General features: G+C 70.5%; 18 protein-coding genes. 11 read left to right on the top strand and 7 right to left on the bottom strand.

Features of this window, described 5'->3' with window-relative positions; genetic code table 11:
• Positions 1 to 15: 15 nt before the first annotated feature.
• The 3 genes from D7W79_RS02830 (at position 16) to D7W79_RS02820 (ending at position 3,458) form a co-directional block, all read left to right on the top strand.
• Complete coding sequence (locus D7W79_RS02830; RefSeq protein ID WP_120523779.1) at positions 16 to 756, top strand: hypothetical protein; 741 nt, start codon at positions 16 to 18, stop codon at positions 754 to 756.
• A gap of 120 nt (positions 757 to 876) precedes the next feature.
• Positions 877 to 2,421, top strand: a complete 1,545-nt coding sequence (locus D7W79_RS02825) for a radical SAM protein (RefSeq protein ID WP_120523778.1) — start codon at positions 877 to 879, stop codon at positions 2,419 to 2,421.
• A 98-nt stretch (positions 2,422 to 2,519) separates the two neighbouring features.
• A complete protein-coding gene (locus D7W79_RS02820) occupies positions 2,520 to 3,458 on the top strand; it encodes a hypothetical protein (protein ID WP_171436858.1) in 939 nt (312 codons plus the stop codon).
• A gap of 12 nt (positions 3,459 to 3,470) precedes the next feature.
• Here the strand turns inward: D7W79_RS02820 and D7W79_RS02815 are convergent, their stop codons facing one another.
• Both D7W79_RS02815 and D7W79_RS02810 read right to left on the bottom strand, forming a co-directional pair.
• Positions 3,471 to 4,076, bottom strand: a complete 606-nt coding sequence (locus tag D7W79_RS02815; RefSeq protein WP_244221558.1) for a hypothetical protein — start codon at positions 4,074 to 4,076, stop codon at positions 3,471 to 3,473.
• Between the two features lie 26 nt (positions 4,077 to 4,102).
• Positions 4,103 to 4,660: a DUF4920 domain-containing protein gene (locus tag D7W79_RS02810; protein ID WP_171436860.1), complete on the bottom strand. Its 558-nt coding sequence runs from the start codon at positions 4,658 to 4,660 to the stop codon at positions 4,103 to 4,105.
• A gap of 89 nt (positions 4,661 to 4,749) precedes the next feature.
• Here D7W79_RS02810 and D7W79_RS02805 point away from each other — a divergent pair, with 89 nt between their 5' ends.
• Positions 4,750 to 5,181: a DUF2752 domain-containing protein gene (locus D7W79_RS02805; protein WP_120523775.1), complete on the top strand. Its 432-nt coding sequence runs from the start codon at positions 4,750 to 4,752 to the stop codon at positions 5,179 to 5,181.
• A 23-nt stretch (positions 5,182 to 5,204) separates the two neighbouring features.
• Complete coding sequence (gene plsY / locus D7W79_RS02800) at positions 5,205 to 5,783, top strand: glycerol-3-phosphate 1-O-acyltransferase PlsY (protein ID WP_120523774.1); 579 nt, start codon at positions 5,205 to 5,207, stop codon at positions 5,781 to 5,783.
• Here plsY and D7W79_RS02795 read toward each other — a convergent pair.
• The 3 genes from D7W79_RS02795 to D7W79_RS02785 form a co-directional block, all read right to left on the bottom strand.
• Complete coding sequence (locus tag D7W79_RS02795; protein ID WP_120523773.1) at positions 5,709 to 6,938, bottom strand: THUMP domain-containing class I SAM-dependent RNA methyltransferase; 1,230 nt, start codon at positions 6,936 to 6,938, stop codon at positions 5,709 to 5,711. The two genes, plsY and D7W79_RS02795, sit on opposite strands and share 75 nt — an antisense overlap.
• A 42-nt stretch (positions 6,939 to 6,980) precedes the next feature.
• A complete protein-coding gene (locus tag D7W79_RS02790) occupies positions 6,981 to 7,265 on the bottom strand; it encodes an antibiotic biosynthesis monooxygenase family protein (RefSeq protein WP_120523772.1) in 285 nt (94 codons plus the stop codon).
• A gap of 114 nt (positions 7,266 to 7,379) precedes the next feature.
• Positions 7,380 to 10,445, bottom strand: coding sequence for an FtsK/SpoIIIE family DNA translocase (locus D7W79_RS02785; RefSeq protein WP_208729621.1), 3,066 nt, complete (start codon positions 10,443 to 10,445; stop codon positions 7,380 to 7,382).
• A gap of 190 nt (positions 10,446 to 10,635) precedes the next feature.
• Here D7W79_RS02785 and D7W79_RS02780 point away from each other — a divergent pair, with 190 nt between their 5' ends.
• Genes D7W79_RS02780 through D7W79_RS02760 form a run of 5 tightly spaced genes read left to right on the top strand, consistent with a single transcriptional unit; the run spans position 10,636 to position 14,594 of the window.
• Positions 10,636 to 10,989: a TFIIB-type zinc ribbon-containing protein gene (locus D7W79_RS02780; protein WP_120523771.1), complete on the top strand. Its 354-nt coding sequence runs from the start codon at positions 10,636 to 10,638 to the stop codon at positions 10,987 to 10,989.
• A gap of 28 nt (positions 10,990 to 11,017) precedes the next feature.
• Positions 11,018 to 11,305: an Asp-tRNA(Asn)/Glu-tRNA(Gln) amidotransferase subunit GatC gene (gene gatC, locus D7W79_RS02775; protein WP_120523770.1), complete on the top strand. Its 288-nt coding sequence runs from the start codon at positions 11,018 to 11,020 to the stop codon at positions 11,303 to 11,305.
• 6 nt (positions 11,306 to 11,311) lie between these two features.
• A complete protein-coding gene (gene gatA, locus D7W79_RS02770; RefSeq protein WP_120523769.1) occupies positions 11,312 to 12,775 on the top strand; it encodes an Asp-tRNA(Asn)/Glu-tRNA(Gln) amidotransferase subunit GatA in 1,464 nt (487 codons plus the stop codon).
• A gap of 27 nt (positions 12,776 to 12,802) precedes the next feature.
• Positions 12,803 to 14,248, top strand: a complete 1,446-nt coding sequence (gene gatB / locus D7W79_RS02765) for an Asp-tRNA(Asn)/Glu-tRNA(Gln) amidotransferase subunit GatB (RefSeq protein WP_120523768.1) — start codon at positions 12,803 to 12,805, stop codon at positions 14,246 to 14,248.
• A gap of 7 nt (positions 14,249 to 14,255) precedes the next feature.
• Positions 14,256 to 14,594 (top strand): hypothetical protein, encoded by a 339-nt coding sequence (locus D7W79_RS02760; protein WP_120523767.1) that lies wholly within the window; start codon positions 14,256 to 14,258, stop codon positions 14,592 to 14,594.
• On the opposite strand, the gene D7W79_RS02755 is transcribed toward D7W79_RS02760, so the two are convergent.
• Together D7W79_RS02755 and D7W79_RS02750 are read right to left on the bottom strand one after the other, a co-directional pair.
• The gene (locus D7W79_RS02755; protein WP_120523766.1) at positions 14,591 to 15,628 is read right to left on the bottom strand and encodes a carbon-nitrogen hydrolase family protein; all 1,038 of its coding nucleotides are present in this window, start codon (positions 15,626 to 15,628) and stop codon (positions 14,591 to 14,593) included. The genes D7W79_RS02760 and D7W79_RS02755 overlap by 4 nt on opposite strands.
• 87 nt (positions 15,629 to 15,715) lie before the next feature.
• Complete coding sequence (locus tag D7W79_RS02750) at positions 15,716 to 16,678, bottom strand: isopenicillin N synthase family dioxygenase (protein ID WP_120523765.1); 963 nt, start codon at positions 16,676 to 16,678, stop codon at positions 15,716 to 15,718.
• 176 nt (positions 16,679 to 16,854) lie between these two features.
• On the opposite strand from D7W79_RS02750, the gene D7W79_RS02745 reads away from it, so the two are divergent.
• Positions 16,855 to 17,056: hypothetical protein (locus D7W79_RS02745; RefSeq protein ID WP_147441777.1), on the top strand; the 202-nt coding region annotated here is incomplete at its 3' end.

Here is a 17,056-nt window from a genome sequence, read left to right as displayed (position 1 = left end):
AGGAAGATCAGCAACATGCGCAAGAGCATTCTTTCGACGGTGGTGATGCTGGGAGCCGCGGGCAGCCTGACCGCTTGCGACTTCGAGCAGCCGAGTGCCGGGTGCATCGTCCAGGACGCGTCCTTCGCGACCTGGTACGCCAAGTACGATGAGGTCGACGCTCCCACCGGTGCGGACTGCAGCCGGTTCGAGCCGCTCACCGGTGAGCAGCTCGGGGTGTGGAAGTTCGCGGACCCGAAGGCGAACACGGCCAAGCTCGTGATCCGCCCCCTGACGCTCGCGGGCCTGGGCCAGTACGACGCGAGCAACACGTTCGACGGGCTGCAGGCGACGGGCAACCTGTCCACGACGACGGACGCGGATGACTTCTGCTCGGCGCCGGAGTTCAACGCGGCGGGCGTCAACGCGACCACGGGCAAGGCCAACCCGGGCAAGCCGAACGAGCGGGACTACTCGGTCTCGCCCAGCCAGAAGACGTACCAGTTCGCCAACGTTCGGGTGTACTCGAACCCTGGCGCGCCGGGCACGCAGATGACGGGCGAAGTGACCTACACCAGCAACGGCTGCGTCGCGCACTACGTCATGCGCGCGCTGTGGCCGGCGACGGGCTGCGACCCGGACCTGGATCCCAACGTGGAGGAGAACTTCGTCGACACGTGCGGCACCGGTTCCGGCATCAACCCGGACTTCGCGGTGACGTGCGACCCGGAGCTTGGGTTCTGCGTGCCGGCGAAGGCGATCCCGTCGTTCAAGTAGTCTAGTCGGCACCGACCGACCCTGAAGGCCAACGCGGCCCCGGCAGCCCCTCCCCCACGCGGGAGTGGCGGTCCGGGGCCGCGCTGTTGTTAGTGTCTGGATTCCACTGTCAGGAGGACCATGGAGGGCCGATACGAACTCATCGAGCATGTCTGCTCGCTTCTCGCGGACGAAGTGGGGACGCTCCGCAAGGAGGCGCCCTACCGGGTCGCGCTCTGCTACCCGAGCCCCTACCACGTGGGCATGAGCTCGCTGGGCTACCAGGCCATCTACCGGGAGGTGCATGCGCACGCGGGCGCGACCGCCGAGCGTGTCTTTCTTCCCGATGATGTCGAGACATACAAGAGAACACGGACGCCATTGTTTACCTGGGAATCCCAGGCACCGGTGTCTGGCTTTGAAATGCTTGCATTCTCCGTGGCCTATGAGTTGGAACTCACGGGTTTGTTCACGATGTTGGAGTTGTCTGGTTTGCCGGTTCTTGCCTCGGAGCGGGATGCAAGGCATCCGCTGGTGGTGGCGGGCGGCCCGCTGACGTTCTCCAACCCGGATCCGCTGGAGCCCTTCGTGGACGTGCTCGTCCAGGGCGAGGCGGAGGACCTGATCCACGTGCTGCTGGAGGCCGCGGCCTCCATGGAGCGCGAGGCGCTGCTGGAGCACCTGGCGAAGGTCCCCGGCTTCCGGGTGCCCGGGCGGGGCGGGGCGCGCTACCACGTGGCGAAGGCGACGGACGCCCGGCTGCCGGCGCGCACGCAGATCATCACGCCGCACACGGAGCTGCGCTCGATGTTCCTCATCGAGCCGGAGCGGGGCTGCTCGCGGGGCTGCCACTACTGTGTCATGCGCCGCACGACGAATGGCGGCATGCGCACGGTGCCTCCGGAGCGGGTCCTGTCGCTCATCCCGGACTACGCGAAGCGCGTGGGGCTGGTGGGCGCGGCGGTGACGGACCACCCGCGCATCGTGGAGCTCTTGCGCACCCTCGTGGACTCGGGGCGCGAGGTGGGGGTGTCCTCGCTGCGCGCGGACCGGCTCACCCAGGAGCTGGTGGATCAGCTCCGGCGGGGTGGGGCGACGAACCTCACGGTGGCCGCGGACGGGGCTTCCCAGAAGATGCGGGACCTGGTGGACCGCAAGCACTCCGAGGAGCAGATCGTCCGCGCCGCTCAGTTCGCGCGCACGGCGGGTATGAAGCAGCTGAAGGTCTACAACGTGGTGGGGCTCCCGCATGAGGAGGACGCGGACATCGACGAGTTGATCCGCTTCACCACGGAGCTGTCGCGCATCCTGCCCGTGGCGCTGGGGGTCGCGCCCTTCGTGGCCAAGCGCAACACGCCGCTGGACGGGGCCCCCTTCGCGGGGCTGCGCGAGGTGGAGAACAAGCTGGAGCGGCTGCGCAAGGGCCTTCGGGGACGGGCGGAGGTGCGGCCCACGTCCGCGCGCTGGGCCTGGGTGGAGTACATGCTGGCCCAATGCGGCCCGGAGGCGGGGCTTGCCGCCATGGACGCCTGGCGCGCGGGGGGCAGCTTCGCCGCGTGGAAGCGGGCCTTCCAGGAGCGCGGGTGCGAGCCGTACCTGGCCCGCCGCGTGGAGGACGGGCGGCGCCAGCCCACGGTGTGGCCCATCGTGCCGGGTCGCCCGCCGCCCCAGCCGTCCGCCGCCTGACGGGGCCCGCAAAGGCCGTATTCGCCGGGCTCCGCTTTCGCTAGAAGACGGGCAGCGGGGCCGATGGCCGGCACTCGCATGGCCTCGGAGAGCATCTGGTGAGCACGCAGCGCGTGGAAAAGTCGTGGCAGAAGACGGGCCTCAAGGACTACTCGACGGAGGCCCTGCTGGGCACGCTGGGGCACTACGGCGTCCCCGTGGGCGAAGAGGACTACCGCAAGCTGGCGGAGTCCGCCTATCCGCTCGGCATCGCCCAGCAGTGGGCGGGGAAGTGGAAGGGCACCGGCCCCTTCAAGGACTACGTCGTGGCCGCGGCCGTGGAGCTGTGGCGCCGGTGGATGCCGGACCGCGTGTCCCCGCAGGACTTCACGCAGAGCCTGGCGACGCTGATGCAGGTGCTCGTGCACAAGCTCAACGGCGCGAAGGAGGCCCCGGTGGCCTCCGCCTTCGAGCACGTGAAGTCCCTGCGCTCGAAGCTGACGGTGGATGACAAGGGCGCGCTGCCCCAGCCGTTCCTCCAGGAGGCGCTGGCGCCCTTCTCGGAGAAGGACGCGGAGCTGTTCGACAGCCTGGCGGAGTCGCTGGCCGCCCAGGGCCACCTGGACGACGCGACGGCCTTCGCCGACGTGGAGGAGTTCCTGCTGCCCGACCGGCGCGGCATCTCCCAGGCGGTGGTGCGCGCCGCGAAGGGCGAGCGCGAGCCGGCCATCCAGGACCTCAAGAACCTCATCCACGACACGGCTCGCGCGCCCATCTCGCGCCTGCTGGCGGTGGACGGCCTCATCCACCTGCAGGCGTGGATCGACGCGTCCGTCGAGGGCCGCGGCCTGCTGGCGGAGGCGGAGAAGGCCAACGACATCCACCTGGCGCTGGACCTGGTGCCCCGCCTGGAGCACGTCTTCAAGCAGCAGAACGACCGGTCCGCGCTCCTGGAGCTGATGGGCACGCAGGAGCGGCTGGAGGCCCTGCACGACAAGATGCACCCGGGCCACCGGGCGCACCGGCACCAGCACGCGCAGCCCCAGCGCCGCCGCTAATCGGCCGGAGCTTCAGGTCCCCGTGCGCCGGGGGCCCTGGGACTCCGGGGCCTCGGGCGCCCGCGGCTCGCTGACCGCGGAGGCCGTCGCCGAAGCCTCCGCGTCCGGCGAGCCGGGCGTCACCGGCACCGGGCGCTTGAGCTTCACGGTGACGACGCCGGGCACGCCTTCCGCCACGTCCCGCACGGGCACCACGGCGCCCACGGTGGTGTAGCGGATGGCACCCGTCTGGGTGAAGGCGTGCTTGAGCGCGTACTCCTTCGCGCGGGGGAGGAACCACTCTCGCACCCGGGGCAGGGGCAGCGCGTGCAGCTCGCCCTGCGTGAGGAACACGTACAGCATCAGGTCCGCGCCGCTGTAGAGGAAGCAGCCGGGGGTGTCCTTCTCCAGGTTGGAGATGAGCTCGAAGAAGTAGCGGCGGCGGGTGGCCTGCCGGTCGCCCTTCACCTCGATGCCACGCACCTCTCCGGAGGGCAGCTCCCAGAGCAGGTCCACGCCCCGGTGCTGGAAGCGCGGATCCAACTGCACGTCGTGCACGCGCGAGCCGGGCTCCGTCTCCAGGAGCCACGCGCGGGCGTGCTGCACGGCCCGGTCGGCCGCGCCCTGCACACCCCGCATGCTGAAGCTGCGTCCACCCATCGCGGCTAGCGGCGCAGTTCGACGCCGGAGGCCACGAGCTGCACCTCGCGGGGCTTGCCGTCGGTGCCGCGCGGGACGATGGCGCCTTCGGCCTCGTAGTGCTTCGCGTGGGCGTCGCTCAGCTCCGCGACCTTCACCACGCCCTCCACGCGCGCCTGCGAGCCCGCGGAGTCCAGCGGGACGAAGAAGCCGTAGTCCTTGAACGTCACGCGCACGCCGGGGCTCTTGGCGTCCTGGGCCAGCTCCAGCCAGCAGCCCTTCTTCTCACACGCCTTGCGCACCTGGCCCTCCACGCGCACGACCTTGCCGTCGTGGGCCTGGGGCTTCGCGAGCAGCTCCGCGAGCTTCACCGTGGGCTCGCCCTTGAGGGGCTCTCCGCGGGTGAGCGTCCAGCCGGTGCTCGCGGCCTTGGCGGCCTCGGGCGTCTTCGCGTCGGCGGGGTGGTGGCAGTCGCTCGACGCGGCTTCGGCCTTGGCCTTGGCGGGCGCGGGCGTCTTGTCCGCCGCGAGGGCCACGAGGGGAGCGGCGACCAGCATCACGAGGGCGGTGCGGAGCATGTGCATGCCCGTTCGCTTAGCCCAGGTTTCCAGGGGCCGGCAAGGCACCCCTTCCATCCTCGCGACCTATCCCGCACACTCGGCGCGAGGTGCGCATGAAGGTCACCATCCCCGCGCCCAACCGACGGTTGGGGACATTCGAATGGCTCGGGCTCGTCGGACTCGGCGGGCTGCTCGTGGGGCGCTACATCCCCGTGGCCCGCATCATCCCGTTCTGGGGCTGTGTGCTGCGCGAGCACACGGGCTGGCCCTGCCTGGGCTGTGGGCTCACCCGGGTGGCGGACCGCGTCGCGCACTTCAACATCCCGGGGGCGTGGGAGGCCAACCCGCTGGGCACCGTGTGCGCGCTGCTGTTCGCGTTGGCCGCGGTGGTGACGGTGCTGCACTTCCTCTTCGCGCTGCCCATCCCGGAGGTGGAGCTGGACGAGCGCGAGTGGCTGTGGGTGCGCATCGCCTTCCCGCTGGTGTTGCTGGTCAATTACGCCTACGTCGTGGTGCACACCCGCTTCCCGCACCTGCTGTCCTGAAGGGCGGGACCCTGTCCTCTTCCGTGCTCTCCGCCTTCCTCCTGCTGGGCTACCTCTGCGGCTCCGTCCCTTTTGGCGTGCTGCTGACGCGGTGGCTGCGCGGGGTGGACGTGCGCGCCAGCGGCAGCGGCAACATCGGCGCCACCAACGTCACGCGCGTCGCCGGCAAGAAGCTGGGCGCGGTGGTGCTGCTCCTGGACGCGCTCAAGGCCGTGCTGCCCGTGGGGCTGGCCGTGCACTTCATGCCCGGGGACGCGCGGGCGCACGCGCTGGTGGGCCTGGCCGCGGTGCTGGGGCACGTGTACCCGGTGTGGCTCAAGCTCCAGGGCGGCAAGGGCGTGGCCACCGCGCTGGGCGTGCTGGTGGTGCTGGTGCCCCAGGCGGCGCTCGCCGGTGCCATCATCTACGGGCTGGTGGTGGCCCGGTGGCGCGTGAGCTCCGTGGGCTCGCTGTCCGCGGCGGTGGTCGCCATCGCCACCGCGTTCCTCACCGCGCGCTCCCGCGAATACGTGCTGCTCACCGCGGGGTTATTCGTCCTGATGCTCTGGACGCACCGGAGCAACCTCCAGCGACTCGCCCGGCGCTCCGAGAACCGGCTTTGAGCCGGGAGGCAGCGGCGGGGCGCGGTAGCCCAGCAGCGTGCAGGGGATGGGGCCGTTCCACACGTCGCGCCGGGCCATGGGGCGCGCGTGGAAGGCGCTCTCGAAGGCGGGGTTGCCGGACAGCACCCAGACGCGCCAGCCCGGCAGCGCGCGCAAGCTGTCACCCAGCTTGAAGTAGAAGGTCTTCATGCCCTTCTGGCCGCCGGAGCCGAGCCGGTCGCCATAGGGCGGGTTGGTGAGGATGAGTCCGCCACCCTCCGGCAGGGGCGGAAGCTTCGTCGCGTCGCCCTCCGCGAGCTGGACCTCCTCTCCCAGCCGCGCCGCCTTCACGTTGCGGTCCGCGGCCTCCAGGGCCTCGTCGCTCTTGTCGAAGCCGAGGATGGGGACCTCCACTTTGCGCTCGTTGCGCCGCGCGTCCGCGCGCAGGTCCGCGAGCAGCTCCTTGGCGCGCGTGCCCAGGTGCGGCCAGCGCTCCACCGCGAAGCTCCGGTTGATGCCGGGGGCGCGCTTGCGCGCGATGAGGCCGCCCTCGATGACGAGGGTGCCCGAGCCGCACATGGGGTCCACCAGCGCCTCCGTGCCGGTGTAGCCCGCCGCGCGCAGCAGGGCCGCGGCCAGGTTCTCCTTCAGGGGCGCGGGGGTGGGGCGCACGCGGTAGCCGCGCCGGTGCAGCGGCTCTCCGACCAGGTCCAGGGAGAGGGACAGCTTCTCCTTCACCAGGTGCGCCACCACGGACACGTCCGGGTTGCGCGTGTCCACGTCCGGCCGCGAGCCCAGCTTGTCGCGCAGGCGGTCCACGATGGCGTCCTTCACCTTCAGGGCCACGAAGCCGGAGTGTGCGTGCTCGGTGTCCTTGAGGTTCGCGTCCACCGCAAACGTCACGTTCGTGGTGAGGTGCTCCTCCCACGGCACGCTGGCCACGGCGTCGTAGAGGCCCTGGGCGCCCTTCGCGTCGAACTCGCCCAGCGGGTAGAGGACTCGCATGGCGATGCGGGACCAGAGGCAGACGTTGAGGGCCTCGTCGAGCGCGGCCATGAAGCGCACGCCGCCTCGGTCCTGGCGGATGCGCTTCGCGCCAAGCTCCTTCAGCTCCTCGGCGAGCAGGTCCTCGGTGCCGCGCGCGGCGGTGGCGAATAGGGCAAGACGTTCAGCCATGGTGCACCGCCCTTAGACGACCCGGGGGCGATTGGGAACAGCTCAGGTGGCCACGACCTCGTACATCGTGAAGGTGGCGTCCTCCTGGGACGCGCTGGCCCCCTTCGCCCGCTGGAAGTCCTCCGACTGGAAGTAGGCCCGCATGGCGTCCCGGTCCTTCCAGCGGGTGACGAGCAGGATTTCAGGCGAGCGCTCGAATGAGCGCAGCACCTCCAGGCCCAGGAAGCCCGCGTAGCCGTCCACGCGCCGCGAGCGCTCCTGGAGCCGTTGGACCCAGCCGTCGGCCTCTTCGGGGGACGCGCGGAAGCGGGTGATGGCGACAATCATTCGGGGGGGCCGGGAAGAAGAGCGGGGGCGCCCGGAAGCTGTTTCCGGGGCGCCCTCGAGGGGAAAACCTCCGGGGGACGGGTGTCCGTTCCCCGGGCTTCGCGGTGGCGGGGGCTACATCGCCCCGGCGCCGGGCATGTCGCCCAGGCCGCGCAGCAGGACCTCGCGGGGCTTGGCGCCGTCCGCGGGGCCCACCACACCGTCGCGCTCCATGCGCTCGATCATGCGCGCCGCGCGGTTGTAGCCGATGCGCATCTTGCGCTGGAGCATGGAGATGGAGACGGAGCGCATCTCGCTGACCGCCGCGAGCGCCTGGTCGTAGAGCTCGTCGGACAGCTCGTCCTCCTCGCCCCCGCCGCCCTCGCCCTCGTCGTCGCGCGGCTTGAGGATGGACTCGTCGAAGACGGGCTTGCCCTGGGCCTTGAGGTGGTCCACCGCCTTCTTGATTTCCTGCTCGGAGACGTAGGCGCCGTGCACGCGCTGCAGGTGCGCGCTCGTGGGAGGCATGATGAGCATGTCGCCCATGCCCAGCAGGGCCTCCGCGCCCACCGTTCCGAGAATCGTCATCGAGTCCGGCTTCGAGCGCAGCATGAAGCTGATGCGCGTGGGGAAGTTGGCCTTGATGATGCCGGTGACGACGTCCGTGGACGGGCGCTGCGTCGCGACCATCAGGTGGATGCCGGCCGCACGCGCCATCTGCGCGAGGCGCGCGACGTAGGTCTCCACCTCGCGGCTGGCGACCATCATCAGGTCCGCGAGCTCGTCGATGATGACCACGATGTAGGGCAGCTTCTTGAGCTCCTTCTTCTCCGGGGAGGCAGCCTCCACCGGCGTGGACTCCTCGCCGTCCTCCTCGAACTCCGCGTCCTCCTCGCCGTCGGCCTCCAGGTTGGGGGCGGGCTCGGAGACGATGGCCTCGCGCAGGTCCTCGTCGTCCTCACGCGGCGCGGCCACGCCCAGCCCGTCGCTGGCGGAAGCGGGGGCGGGCACGGTGCTGCCCTCCACGTCCACGACGAACATCTTCTTGGGCTTGGTCTTCTTCTTCGCGGCGGGCGCGGGGGCGGGCTTCTCCTCCGACGCCTGCGTCTCCACCAGCTTGTTGAAGCCGGCGATGTTGCGCACGCCCGCCTCAGACAGCATCTGGTAGCGGCGCTCCATCTCCTCCACCGCCCAGCGCAGCGCGAGCGCGGCCTTCTTCGGGTCGGTGACGACGGGGAGCAGCAGGTGCGGGATGCCCTCGTACACGGAGAGCTCCAGCATCTTCGGGTCCACCATGATGAAGCGGACCTCCTCGGGCGTGGCCTTGAGGAGGATGCTCATGATCATCGAGTTCACCGCCACGGACTTGCCGGAGCCGGTGGTACCCGCGATGAGCAGGTGGGGGGCCTTCACCAGGTCGAAGACGTACGGCATGCCTTCGATGTCCTTGCCCACGCACATGGTGAGCTTGCTGCTGCTCTTCTGGAACGTGTCCTGTTCCGCGATCTCCTTGAGGAACACCGTCTCGCGGTCGCGGTTGGGGACTTCGATGCCCACCACGCCCTTGCCCGGGATGGGGGCGACGATGCGCACGCGCATGGCCTCCATGGCCATGGCCAGGTCGTCCTGGAGCGCGGCGATCTTGCTGACCTTGATGCCGGGCCCGGGCAGGAACTCGTACATGGTGACGACGGGGCCGGGGCGGATCTCCACCACCTCGCCCACGATGCCGAAGTCCGCCAGCTTCGCGCGCAGCTTCTCCGCCGTGACGAGGAACGCGTCCTTGTCCAGCGCGGAGCGCTCCTTCTTGTCCGCCTCCAGCACGTCCAGCGGGGGCAGGGAGAAGCTCTTGCGGTCACCGACGAACTCGAACTGGTCCTGCGGACGCTTCGTGGCGGTGGGCTTGGGCGGCGCCTTGGGCTCCACGATGAGCGGCATGCGCGCCAGGGCGGCGGGCGGCGCGGGGATGAGGGCGTTGCCCGGCGCGGCGGCTGCGGGCTTCTCCGCGGCCACGGGCTTCGCGGCGGGCTCCAGCTCCGCGGCGGGGACGGGCGGCGTGGACGGCGCGGCGGGCGGGGTGACGATCTGCGGCGTCTTGCGCGCACGGCGGGGCGGCTCGGCGGCGTCCGCGTTGGCGGGCAGCTGCGGCTGGGGCGCGAGGAAGGACGCGGCCCAGGCCGGGTCGGCGCCGGGGGAGCGGCGCTCGGCGCGCTCGGGCGGCAGCGAGGGCTGCTCGTCGGAGGCGTCGTCCTCCTCCTCGGGCGTCTCGTCGCGGGGGAGCTTCTTCTCCAGCTTCTCCCGCTCCTTCTGCTCCTTGAGCGCCTTCTTCGCGTTGGCGAGCTGCTCCTTCTCGTTCTGCCGGGCCAGGCGCACGGCCTCCTCGGCCAGGGCTTCGGCCTCGGCGGCCTCGGCCTCGGCGGCCAGACGCTCGGCCTCGGAGAGCTCCTCCTCCTCGGCCTCCAGCTCCGCGAGGAACGCGGCCTCCTCTTCCTTCTCCTGCGCGAGCCGCTCCTGGCGGGCCGCGTAGTTGACCTTCTGCTGCTCCCAGAAGACGTGCGCGGCCTCGGAGACGCGGCGGCCCAGCACGGTGAGGCCGGCCCACACCAGCGAGCACAGCTTGAAGAACGTGTACTGGGTGCCGACGATGAGCGCCGCCGCGCTGATGGCGGTGACGAGGATGATGGTGCCGACGGTGGAGAACATCCCCTCCATCAGGCCGCCCAGGCTCGCGCCCAGCGCGCCGCCAGGCGGGTGGGCCCAGCCCTTGTCCTTGGCGAACATGAGCTGCGCGAGCACGGACACGCTGCAGGTGAGCAGCGCCAGGGAGATGATCTGCGGCAGGCGGCGCCGCTCGCGGTTGCCCACGAAGAGCACCACGGCGGTGTAGATGCCACCTGCGGGGACGAGGTAGGCGCACACGCCCAGCGCGCCGCGCAGGGCCTCCGCGATGAGGTGGCCCATGGGGCCCACCGCGTTGTGAAAGCCGGGGCCCACGCGGTCATGCGCGTCGAACGTGGCGACCGCCAGCAAGGCCAGCAACGAGGCGGCCAGGATGAAGACGCCCACGAGTGCCCGCTTGGCGGGACTGGCCGCGCCCGGCGCCTTCATCTTCTTGTTGTTGAGCGCCTTGCGGCGCGTCGCGATCTCCTGCCGGGAGAGCACCGCCTTCTCCCCCCGGCCACCCTTCTTTGCCGCTGTCATGGACCCCTGTTCCCTCTGCCCGATTCCAGCCGCGTAGCGAGCTGTAGCAATCCGCCCGGCGAGAATAGGGAGGGAGGGAGCGGGGTCAATTTTCCGGCAGGCGTCCGAGGGGGCGGGACAGGGCCTACATTTCGGGCGCGTCCCCGTGGCGAGAGGGTATGGTGCCTGCCGCCAAGGAGAACCCGAGAACATGTCCGACCTGAGCCCCGACAAGCCCTCCCACAACGAAGACGACTACTTCGCGCGCGAGGAGATTGAAGCCAAGCGCAAGCTGGCCCTCCAGCAGGCCCAGCAGACCGCCGTCCAGCAGCGCGATGCGCTCAAGCAGCTGCACTACATGAAGTGCCCCAAGTGCGGCATGGACCTGCAGACGCTCAAGGACGGCAACGTGGAGCTGGAGAGCTGCTTCAACTGCCATGGCGTCTGGCTGGACGCGGGCGAACTGGAGCAGGTCATCAAGCAGCACGGCCACGAGGGGAGCGGCAAGGTGATGGGCGCCATCCTCAACCTGTTCAAGCGCACGCCGTCCGTGTCGTCCCCGTAGCACCGGAGTCCGGAGGAGGAGGCTTCCCATGGCCCTCACGCTCGAGCAGGTCCGGCACGTGGCCACCCTGGCGCGGCTGTCGCTGACGCCGCAGGAGGAGGAGCGCTACGCCACCCAGCTGTCCGCGGTCCTGGACGCGGTGGCGGAGTTGGAAGCGCTCGACGTGAGCCAGGTGGAGCCCACCTCCCACGCGACGCTCGCGTCCTCGCTGCTGCGCGAGGACGTGCTGCGTCCGTCGCTGCCCCCGGAAGCAGGGCTCGCCAACGCGCCGGCGAAGGTGGGTACCGCCTTCGCGGTCCCGAAGATTTTGGAGTAGCCCGCCATGTCGTCGCTCACCGACCTGTCGATGCTGGAGCTGGCGGCGAAGCTGGCTTCGCGCGAGGTGTCCTCGGTGGATGCCACCCGCGCGAGCCTCCAGCGCATTGCCCAGGTGGACCCGAAGGTGCGCGCCTTCCTGCGCGTGGACGAGGCCGGGGCGCTCAAGGCCGCCGAGGCCAGCGACGCGCGCCGCAAGGCGGGCAGTCCGCTGAGCGCGCTCGACGGCGTGCCGGTGGGGCTCAAGGACATCTTCCTCACGGAGGGCGTGGAGACGACGTGCGGCTCGCGCATCCTGGAGGGCTTCGTCCCGCCCTACGACGCCACCGTGGTGCGGCTGCTGAAGGAAGCGGGCCTGCCGCTCGTGGGCAAGCTGAACATGGACGAGTTCGCCATGGGCTCGTCCAACGAGTCGAGCGCGTACTTCCCCACCCACAACCCGTGGGACCTGACGCGCACGCCGGGCGGCTCGTCCGGAGGTTCCGCGGCGGCGGTGGCGGCGCGCGAGGTGTTCGGCGCGCTGGGCACCGACACGGGCGGCTCCATCCGCCAGCCCGCGGCGCTCACCAACACCGTGGGGCTCAAGCCCACGTACGGAAGGGTGTCGCGCTACGGCGTCATCGCCTTCGCCTCGTCGTTGGATCAGCCGGGCCCCATGGCGCGCACGGTGGGGGACACCGCGGCGCTGTTCCAGCTCATCGCGCGGCATGATCCGCTCGACTCCACCTCCGCGAACGTGGAGACGCCGGACTGCCTCACGGGGCTGGAGGACGGGGTGCGCGGCCTCAAGCTGGGCGTGCCGCGCGAGTACTTCGCGGAGGGCATGGATCCGGAGGTCGCGGGCACGCTGCGCGCGTCACTGGAGCAGCTGGAGAAGCTGGGCGCGACGCTGGTGGACGTGTCGCTGCCGCACACGAAGTACGCGCTGGCGACGTACTACCTGCTGGCGTCTTCGGAAGCGTCCAGCAACCTGGCGCGCTACGACGGCATCCGCTACGGACAGCGGGCGAAGGACGCGCGCGGGCTCAAGGAGCTGTACACGCAGACGCGGGGCCAGGGCTTCGGCGCGGAGGTGAAGCGCCGCATCATGCTGGGCACCTACGCGCTGTCCGCCGGCTACTACGACGCCTACTACCTGCGCGCGCAGAAGGTCCGCACGCTCATCCGCGAGGACTTCACGAAGGTGTTCCAGCAGGTGGACGCCATCGTGTCGCCCACGTCGCCGGTGCCGGCGTTCAAGCTGGGCGCGAAGGTGGACGACCCGCTGTCCATGTACCTGATGGACGTCTACACGCTGCCCTGCAACCTGGCGGGCCTGCCCGGCCTGTCCGTGCCGTGCGGCTTCACGCAGGCGGGGCTGCCCATCGGCATGCAGCTGCTGGGGCGTCCGTTCGACGAGGCCCGCCTGCTGCGCATCGCCCGCGCGTTCGAGCGCGAGCACGACTTCTTCCGCCGCGCCGCCCCCGTCTAGCGGGCACGGCATAAGGGTGACACCGCCATGCCCCTGAGCGACTTCCAGACGGTCATCGGCCTCGAGGTCCACGCGCAGCTGCTCACGCAGTCGAAGATCTTCTGCGGCTGCTCCACCGCCTTCGGCGCGGAACCCAACCACCACACCTGCCCGGTGTGCCTGGGCATGCCCGGCGTGCTGCCGGTGCTCAACCAGCGCGTGGTGGAGTACGCGGTGCGCACGGGCCTGGCGCTCGGGTGCACGGTGAAGCCCACGAGCGTGTGGAGCCGGAAGAACTACTTCTACCCGGACCTGCCCAAGGGCTATCAAATCACCCAGTACGACCAGCCCATCTGCGAGTGGGGCGAGCTGGTCATCGACACGCCCTCCGGTGAGAAGACGGTGCGCGTGCGGCGCATCCACCTGGAGGAGGACGCGGGCAAGAGCGTGCACGACGCCTCCGCGTCCGCGGGCCAGAGCCTGGTGGATCTCAACCGCGCGGGCGTGCCGCTGATGGAGATCGTCAGCGAGCCGGACCTGCGCGACGCGGACGAGGCGGTGGAGTACCTCAAGGCGCTGCGCGACGTGCTGGTGTACCTGGGCGTCAACGACGGCAACCTGGAGGAGGGCAGCTTCCGCTGCGACGCCAACGTGTCGGTGATGCCCAAGGGCTCCACCACGTACGGGCAGCGCTGCGAATTGAAGAACCTCAACTCGTTCCGCTTCCTCAAGCAGGCCATCGAGTACGAGGCCGCGCGTCAGGTGGACGTCCTCGAGTCCGGCGGCAAGGTGGACCAGGAGACGCGCCTCTGGGACGTGAACAAGGGCGTCACCCGGTCCATGCGCTCCAAGGAGGACGCGCACGACTACCGTTACTTCCCGGAGCCGGACCTTCCGCTGCTGCTGGTGTCGGACGCGCTGAGGGACGCGCAGAAGCAGTCGCTGCCGGAATTGCCGCGCGCCAAGCGCACGCGCTTCATGAGCGAGTACGGCCTGCCGGCCTACGACGCGCGCATCCTCACCGCCGAGCGCCCGCTGGCGGACTTCTTCGAGGCCTGCGCGAAGCACGTGTCCGACGCGAAGAAGCTCTCCAACTGGTTCCTGGGCGAGCTGAGCCGCCTGCTGAAGGAAGAGGGCACGCCGCTGTCCGCGCTGCGCTTCACCCCGGCGCAGCTGGGGGAGCTGCTGGCCACGGTGGAGAAGGGCACGGTGTCCGCGAACGCGGCGAAGGACGTGCTCGGGGAGATGTTCCGCACGGGCCGCGCGCCGGCGGACATCATCGCGGAGAAGGGCCTCGCGCAGGTCAGCGACGTGGGCGCTGTCGAAGCGGTGGTGGACGACATCCTCGCGAAGAACGCGGGCGAGGTGGAGAAGTACAAGGCCGGCAAGAAGAGCGTGTACGGCTTCTTCGTGGGCCAGGTGATGAAGGCCATGAAGGGCAAGGGCAACCCCGGCCTCGTCAACGAGCTGCTCAAGAAGAAGCTGGGCGAGTAGGTCGCTCGTGGGACGGCTCCTGACGGTGAACGGGGTCTCGTACCGCTGGAGCCTCCGGGGGCGGCACGACGGCCCGGAGGGAACGTCCTGGCGGCTGCTCACGGTCGTGTGGGCCGAGGCCACCCGTCAGGTGCTGCACGTCCGTGTCCGCCACGACGACCCGTGGCTCCACGTCAACGACGGCGACATGTCCGGACTCGTGACGCGCGATGTGGGCCCCGGGCTGGTGGCGCGGGTCGTCGAGATGGCGTGGGGCCTGGGATGGGCGCCGCTGGAGCGCGGCCCCACGCTCACGTTCGTCCTGGAGGACGACGCGCGGCTCGTGCCCGTGTCGGGGCCTCGCTAGCGGGGCACGGTGACGTGGAGCACGTCCTCGCCGCGCGGATCTGCGGACTGGGCGAGCACGTGCACGTCGTCCGGTCCCCGGCGCTCCAGGATGAGGGAGGGCGCCTCGAAGGTGTTGTCGAAGAAGCCGCCGGTGAGCTGCGGGTTCACCGCGTAGCGCACGCGCTTCAGGGTGCGCAGCTGCGTGAAGAGGCCCTCGTTGAACCACTGCTCGCGGCGCAATTGCGTCTCGCCCGGGGCGTTGAAGGCCCAGGGCGCGTCCCAGTTCCACGCGTTGGCGGAGGGCTGCGCGAGCACGTCCACGCCCAGCGCATCGAGGTACTGCGCGCACGGGACGAAGTACGGCTCGTTCGACGTGTGCGGTTCGCGGAAGCCGTCGTAGCAGACGAGCGTGCCCAGCTTCCCGAATGGCGTGTCCAGCACGGGCAGGTCCTCCGGGCGGCCCGGGCTCAGGTGCAGCACGTCCTCCTGCGTAGGCACCAGGTTCACCTTGCGCGTGACGCCCACGCAGTGCCCGTCCGGTGAGAACGTGTAGCTGGTGTTGAAGGTGCGTGCGCCCGCGGGCTCGTACTCGGGGGTATCCGGGCCCAGGCGGTTCGTGGGCAGCAGCGCGCTGCCAGCCACCACCCACAGCCCGTAGTCGCGGGCGATGCCGGAGAAGGTCTCGTACATGGCCCGGTGCACGCGGGGCGCCACCGTGGCGTAGAGGCACTCCTCCAGCGTTGGTGGATGGAAGGCGCTCCACGTGCGGAGCATGCCCCGCCACTCCGCGAGCGCCACCCGCGTCATCGCGCCGTTCGTCGTCTTGCGGCGGCGCACGCGCGACAGGTGCCCCATCAGCCCCAGCGCCGCGCCCACCATCTCCGGCCAGACAGCGAGCGCGGGGTTCAGCGGCTGGCCTGAAGCGTCCCGGGGGCGCAGCGCGTCCACGCGGGCCGCGAGCGCCCGGTGGTGCGCGGCGAAGGTCCCCGGCGAGGCGTAGTCGTCGAGCGTGACGCGCGGCTGGATGGCGAACAGGTCGAGGGAGGTGGCCACGGTACCGCGAGGATGGCACCGGCCTCCGTGACGCGCGAGCCTCGCGGCGGTGGACCGTCAGGTTCCGGCACCACGTCGTCCCGGCGGCTACTTGAGGAAGCCCAGCTCGCGCAGGCGCTGCTTGAGGAACGCGTCCGCGGTGATGGGCGGGTGGCGCGCGGGGTTGTCCGGCGTCTCCGTCTGCGGCAGCGGCTTCAGCACGCAGTCGGAGTACGGGTGCACGAAGAAGGGCATCGAGTAGCGCACGGTGTCCTGCTCCGTGCTGGGCGGGTTCACCACCCGGTGCGTGGTGGACGGAATGACGCCGTTCATCACGCGGCTGAGCATGTCGCCCGAGTCCACGACAATCTGGCCGCGCAGCGTGTCCACGGGGATCCACTCGCCGTCGCGCGTGAGCAGCTCCAGGCCGCCCGACGTGCCCTCGCACAGCAGCGTGATGAAGTTGATGTCCTCGTGCTCCGCGGCGCGCACGCCGCCCGGAATGAAGCGGTCCTTCAGGGGCGGGTAGTGGATGAGCCGCAGCACGGAGTTCCCATCCACCGTCATGTCGCTGAACGTGTTGCGAGCGATGCCCAGGTAGTCCGCCAGCGCCTGGAGCATCACCGTCGCCGCGTCGTCCAGCTCCCGGTAGAGCGTCAGGGTGTTCGTGCGGAAGGTGGGGACCTCTTCCGGCCACACGTTGGGACCGTAGTCCTCGCGGTAGGGGTGGCCCACGGGCAGCTCGCGGCCCACGTGCCAGAACTCCTTCATGTCCCCCACCTTGCGGTTCTTCGCGTGCTCCTGGCCGAACGCCATGAAGCCTCGCTGGCCCGGACGCTCCGGCACCGCGTAGCGCGTCTTGGTGGACTCCGGCAGCTGGAAGAAGCGCTCCACGTCCGTGTACGTGCGGCGGATGAGCGCGTCGTCGACGCCGTGACCTTCCACGGTCACGAAGCCGAACTCCTTGAGCGCGTCGCCAAACACCTGGACGAAGCGGGCCCGCTCCTCGGGAGTGCCGGAGCGGTAGTGGGACAGGTTCACGGTGGGAATGCGTCGGGCCGAGCGGGACATGCGCGCATCCTATCCGCGTGACACCTTCCTGACACGTCGCAGTCCGCCGCCCAACCGTCACCCCGGCCCAGGGGCTGGGGATCCCCCTCACTTTGAGACACCCACCCTTGGCGGCAGTGGATGCCGGGCTTCCGGGATGTGCAGATTGGGCGGGGTATTGGCCAGGGGGGCGCGGTATGGCCGAAGTCGCGAGGAATGAGCGCACGTGCACTGCGTGCGGGCGGGGACATGGCGAGGGGACGTCGTGCGACACGCTCGTCCGGCAGGCGGGAGGCGGCGCGGGCAAGGCCGTGGAGGCACCGGTCCCCCTGAGCACGGCGGAGGAGGTGGATCCGCTGGTGGGCACCCAGATGGGCAGCTTCCGGCTGGTGCGCCGGG

The sequence above is a fragment of the Corallococcus exercitus genome, assembly GCF_003611585.1.
Taxonomy (GTDB): Bacteria; Myxococcota; Myxococcia; order Myxococcales; family Myxococcaceae; genus Corallococcus; species Corallococcus exercitus.
The sequence above is the reverse complement of the archived record's forward strand: the minus strand, read 5'-3'. Positions and strand labels throughout refer to the sequence as shown.